This window comes from Rhodococcus sp. PvR044, assembly GCF_040548995.1.
GTDB lineage: Bacteria > Actinomycetota > Actinomycetes > Mycobacteriales > Mycobacteriaceae > Rhodococcus_G > Rhodococcus_G oryzae.
Genome location: NZ_JBEPSX010000024.1, coordinates 1 through 5,228 on the forward strand (window position 1 = coordinate 1; position 5,228 = coordinate 5,228).

The window sequence follows — 5,228 nt, forward strand, 5'->3', positions numbered from 1 at the left end:
ATGTCCGGGTCGCTCATCCGGGACACGCCGCCCTGCGCGCGGATGTCCGCGGGCACACGCTCGAGGGCCATGACCGCCACCGCACCCGCGTCCTCGGCGATCTTCGCCTGCTGTGCGTTGACGACGTCCATGATGACCCCGCCCTTGAGCATCTCGGCCATGCCGCGCTTGACGCGGGCCGTGCCGGTGGACGATTCAGTGTCGAGCATTCTGTATTCCTCTGGGAGATTTCACCTCTGGGTACGAGGTGATGGTGGGCGGGCCGGGGACCGAAACGGCGATCCGCCCCATGGGCGCCGTTGACCATGGGGCGGATCGGGTACTCAGCGCGCGGTGTGCGCGTCCGCGACCGAGAGCGCGGTGTCGAGGATCGCAAGCCCCTCCCGAACCTCGGCGTCGGTGGCGGTGCACGGCGGCACCGCGTGGATCCGGTTGAAGTTCGCGAACGGCAGCAGTCCGGCGGACTTGCACGCCGCGATGACCTCGTTCATCGCCGGGCTGGAGGCGCCGTACGGGGCGAGCGGTTCCTTCGTCCCACGGTCGGTGACGAGTTCGATCGCCCAGAACACGCCGACACCGCGGACGTCACCGACCGACGGGTGCCGCTGGGCGAGTTCGCGCAGTCCGGGACCGAGGATCTCGTTGCCGATCCGGGCAGCGTTCTCGACGATCTTCTCCTCCTCCATCGCGTTGATGGTGGCGACGGCGGCGGCGGTGGCCAGCGGGTGACCCGAGTACGTCAGCCCGCCGGGGTACGCCCGGTTGGCGAATGTCGCCGCGATCTCGGCGTTGATCGCGACGCCGCCCAGCGGGACGTAGCCGGAGTTCACACCCTTGGCGAAGGTGATCAGGTCTGGGACCACATCGAAATGATCTATCGCGAACCACTTTCCGGTCCGCCCGAAGCCGGCCATCACCTCATCTGCGATGAACACGATGCCGTGGCGGTCGCAGATCTCCCTGACCCCGGCCATATAGCCGGGTGGGGGAACCATGATGCCCGCGGTGCCCGGTACCGATTCGAGGATGATGGCAGCGATCGTGCTCGGTCCCTCCATCGCGACCAACTGGTCGAGGTGTGCGAGCGCTCGCTCGGTCTCCTGCGCCTCATCGGCCGCGTGGAACTGCGAGCGGTAGAGGAAGGGACCGTTGAAATGCACGATGCCGCTGTTGCCGCGATCGTTGGGCCAGCGACGCGGGTCACCGGTCAGGTTGATCGCGGTGTCGGTGCCGCCGTGGTACGACCGGTACCGCGAGAGCACCTTGTAGCGGCCGGTGTGCAGTCGGGCCATCCGCACCGCGTGCTCGACGGCGTCCGCGCCGCCGTTGGTGAAGAACACCTTGTTCAGATCGCCAGGGGTCCGCTCGGCGATCAGGCGGGCTGCCTCGGAGCGGGCGTCGTTGACGTACTGCGGCGCGATCGTGCACAGCTTTGCCGCCTGCGCCTGCACGGCCGCGACGACGGTCGGGTGCTGATGACCGATGTTGGTGTTGACCAGCTGAGAAGAGAAGTCCAGCAGTCGGTTTCCGTTGCCGTCCCACACGTACGACCCCTCGGCTGCGAGGATCGTCATCGGGGTGATCTGCTCCTGCGCCGACCACGAATGGAAGACGTGCGCGCGGTCGAGCGCGAATGCCCGCTCACCCTCGGCGCGGGCCTCGTCGATGGACTGGCCGGTGGGCAGGAGGTCCTGGTGCGTTGTTGTCGTCATGGCGTGAAAGTCCTCTCCGCTCAGTTGTTCTGGGGGAAGCCGAGGTTGATGCCGCCGTGGCTGGGGTCGAGCCACCGAGTGGTGACGACCTTGCCCCTGGTGAAGAAGTGCACGCCCTCTGCACCGTGCGCGTGGGTGTCGCCGAACAGCGAGTTCTTCCATCCGCCGAAGCTGTAGTACGCCGTGGGGACGGGGATCGGGACATTGATCCCGACCATCCCGACCTCCACCTCGTTCTGGAAGCGGCGAGCGGCGCCTCCGTCGTTGGTGAAGATCGCGGTGCCGTTCCCGAACGGACCGGAGTTGATGAGGTCCAGCGCCTCCTCGTACGAATCGACGCGCACGACGGACAGGACCGGCCCGAAGATCTCGTCCGTGTAGACGGACATGTCGGTGGTGACGTTGTCGATGAGGGTGGGACCGAGCCAGAACCCGTCGGCACCACCGTCTGCCTGGACGTCGCGTCCGTCGACGACGATCGTGGCGCCCGCCGCCTCGCCGGCGTCGACGTAGGACGAAACCTTGTCGCGGTGCGCCTTCGTCACCAGCGGGCCCATGTCGGAGTCCTTGGTGCCGTCACCGGTCTTGAGGCCCCGGGTGCGCTCGGCGATCTTCTCGACCAACTCGTCGGCGATGTCCCCCACCGCGACGAGTGCACTGATGGCCATGCAGCGTTCGCCCGCGGACCCGAAACCGGCGTTGACCATGGCGTCCGCGGCCAGGTCCAGGTCGGCATCCGGCAGCACGATGGCATGGTTCTTCGCCCCACCCAGCGCCTGCACGCGCTTGCCGTGGGCGGTGCCGGTGGCGTAGACGTACTGGGCGATCGGGGTGGACCCGACGAAGGAGATCGCCTTGATCGCCGGGTTCGTCAGCAACTCGTCGACGGCGGTCTTGTCGCCCTGGAGCACGTTGAACACGCCTGCGGGCAGGCCGGCCTCGGCCCACAGCTCGGCCATCCAGATCGCCGCGCTCGGATCCTTCTCGGACGGCTTGAGGATGACGGTGTTGCCTGCGGCGATGGCGACCGGGAAGAACCACATCGGGACCATCGCGGGGAAGTTGAACGGAGAGATGATCCCGACCGGGCCGACCGGCTGACGAATGGAGGCGACATCGACTGCGGTGGAGGCATTCTCGGTCATCCCACCCTTGAGAAGGTGCGCGATCCCGCAGGCGAACTCGACCACCTCCTGGCCCCGGGAGACTTCACCGAGGGCGTCCGAGAGCACCTTGCCGTGCTCAGCGGTGATGATCGCGGCGAGTTCCTCCTTGCGCTCGTTGAGCAATTCGCGGAACTTGAAGATGATCGTTGTGCGCTTCGCGAGGGACATGTCCCGCCAGGCCGGGAATGCCGCGGTGGCGGCGGCGATCACGGTCCGCGCGTCCTCGACACTCGCCAGCGCGACCGCACCGGTGACGGCGCCCGTCGCCGGGTTGGTCACCGGAGCTGTATTGCCGCTCGTGCCGGCAAAGCCCTTACCGTCGGACCAGTGCGAGATCGTCCGAACACCATCGCTGAGAGTCATGAAGAGAACGTCCTTGTCGAGTGAGCCGATGCGCGACCGTCCGTCGCGGGTGAGATCTCCACTCTCGGTCCCGCAACAGCCCACCCGGCCCTACACAATGTAAGAGAATCCACCCCCTGCTTTACACTGCGTCAATGCTGCCGACCGTTGTCGACATCCTCGCGCTCCCCGTCATCCAGGCCGGTGAGCCGGAAGTGGTCGGCGGCGGTGCACTCGACCGGCCCGTCCGATGGGTACACGTCAGCGACCTGCCCGACCTGTCGAACCTGCTCCAGGGCGGCGAACTCGTCCTCACGACCGGGCTCCCGCTCACCCACGACCCGGTGAGTTACCTCGAAGGCCTGGCAGCGGCGGGTGCGACCGGGCTGGTGATCGAACTCGGCGTCCATGTCGAGGCGGTGCCGGCGGAAATGCCCGAGGCGGCCGACCGGCTCGGGCTGCCCGTGATCGCCCTGCACCGACAGGTCCGATTCGTCGAGGTCACCGAGGAGGTGCATCGCTCGATCGTCGCGGAGCAGTACGCCGAGGTCGCCTTCGCGCGGCAAGCGCACGAGATCTTCACCGACCTGAGCATGAAACGGGCTCCCCTGAGCGAGATAGTCGACGCCGCGGCGAGCATGCTCGACACCCCGATCGTTCTCGAGGACCTCACCCGGCAGGTGCTCGCGTTCGCGTCGCACGGCGCCCCGGCGGCCGAGTTGCTCTCGGACTGGGAACGCCGGTCGCGGCTCACTCCGATCTCGCACCAGACCGCGATCGGCGGACCGGAGGCGTGGACCACGACCCCGGTGGGCGCGCACCGCCAGGAATGGGGCCGACTCGTCGCGCCGTTCCCGACCGCGGCCGAGGCGCGGACGCGAATGACCCTCGAACGTGCCGCCCAGGCACTCGCACTGCACCGGATGGTCGAGCAGGAGGGAACCGCACTCGAGCAGCAGGCCCAGAGCGGCCTCGTCTACGAGCTCCGCCGAGGTCGCATCGAGGACGAGGCAGAGGCGACCGCACGCGCTCACGCGCTCGGTATGCGGCCGGGCCTGACCTATCTCCCCATGACGGTGCGAGTCGGCGAAATATCCAGTGTCGACCAGGTTTTCGCACAGCGGCGACGGGTACGCATGCTCGACGCCATCCGCCACGCGATCCGCGCCTCACGCAACACCGCCCTCGCCTCGAATCCACAGGACGGAAGGATCGACCTGCTGCTCTCGCGCCCGCCCGGCAGTTCCACTGCCGACGTCCTGCAGGCAGTCTGCGCGGAGATCCGCTCCGCGCTGGGCAGGATCGAGGGCGTCAGCCGGTGCACCATCGGCGCGGGGCCGGAATCCACCCGCCTGCTGGACGCCGCGGTCGGGCTCACGGAATCCGCGCACATCGCGGACGTTGCCCAGTCGCTACCGTTGGACGACAAGCTGTTTCACCGCTCCTCGGACATCCGGCTGCGCGGACTGGTAGCGCTCCTGCGCACCGACCCGCGCGTGCAGGCCTTTGCCGAAACCGAGCTCCGGGGCCTCCTCGAACACGCGGCGCGGCACGACGACGACTCCTTCCACGTGCTCCGCAGCTTCCTGGCACTCGGCGGCAACAAGACCGAGCTGGCCAAGCGACTGCACCTGTCACGGCCGACGCTGTACTCCAAGCTGGCCACCATCGAGCGCCTCCTCGGCGTCGATCTCGACGACGCCGAGTCCCGCACCTCGCTGCACACCGCTGTCCTCATTCTCGACAGTCGCGCAGGCGCACCGGGTCACGACACCCCCTGACGCACACCCGCCCCGACAGGGCAGCCAGATCGATACTGATCTTTCATCAAATTGATCGACCTAGAACTGCTAGATCAACAAGTGTTGTGGGTCATTTCTGTTCATGAGGGGTGACAGCGACCACTTCTGTGGCTATGGTGACTGAACTCGCACGGAACGAGTGACCCCCCAACACACCGCGGGCCGCGGCAGTCCCGCTCACATCAAAAGGTTGTACCCATGACCAC

The 5,228-nt window shown here is 67.4% G+C and carries 3 protein-coding genes and 1 pseudogene; 1 reads left to right on the forward strand and 3 read right to left on the reverse strand.

Annotation, left to right across the window (positions count from 1 at the left end):
• The 3 genes and pseudogenes from ABIC28_RS27190 to ABIC28_RS27200 form a co-directional block, all read right to left on the reverse strand.
• A pseudogene (locus tag ABIC28_RS27190) lies at positions 1-209 on the reverse strand (pyridoxal 5'-phosphate synthase lyase subunit PdxS); the annotation flags it as partial.
• A gap of 114 nt (positions 210-323) precedes the next feature.
• Positions 324-1,712, reverse strand: coding sequence for an aspartate aminotransferase family protein (locus tag ABIC28_RS27195; protein WP_354581824.1), 1,389 nt, complete (start codon positions 1,710-1,712; stop codon positions 324-326).
• Between the two features lie 20 nt (positions 1,713-1,732).
• On the reverse strand, positions 1,733-3,241 hold the full coding sequence (locus ABIC28_RS27200; RefSeq protein WP_097214443.1) for a CoA-acylating methylmalonate-semialdehyde dehydrogenase: 1,509 nt from the start codon (positions 3,239-3,241) through the stop codon (positions 1,733-1,735).
• A gap of 134 nt (positions 3,242-3,375) precedes the next feature.
• On the opposite strand from ABIC28_RS27200, the gene ABIC28_RS27205 reads away from it, so the two are divergent.
• A complete protein-coding gene (locus tag ABIC28_RS27205) occupies positions 3,376-5,001 on the forward strand; it encodes a PucR family transcriptional regulator (protein WP_269590473.1) in 1,626 nt (541 codons plus the stop codon).
• Positions 5,002-5,228: the final 227 nt, after the last annotated feature.

What these genes read in the sequence shown, in the direction of transcription:
- ABIC28_RS27195 (WP_354581824.1), bottom strand. Translation starts at nt 1,712, where the DNA reads ATGACGACAACAACGCACCAGGACCTCCTGCCCACCGGCCAGTCCATC.
- ABIC28_RS27200 (WP_097214443.1), bottom strand. Translation starts at nt 3,241, where the DNA reads ATGACTCTCAGCGATGGTGTTCGGACGATCTCGCACTGGTCCGACGGT.
- ABIC28_RS27205 (WP_269590473.1), top strand. Translation starts at nt 3,376, where the DNA reads ATGCTGCCGACCGTTGTCGACATCCTCGCGCTCCCCGTCATCCAGGCC.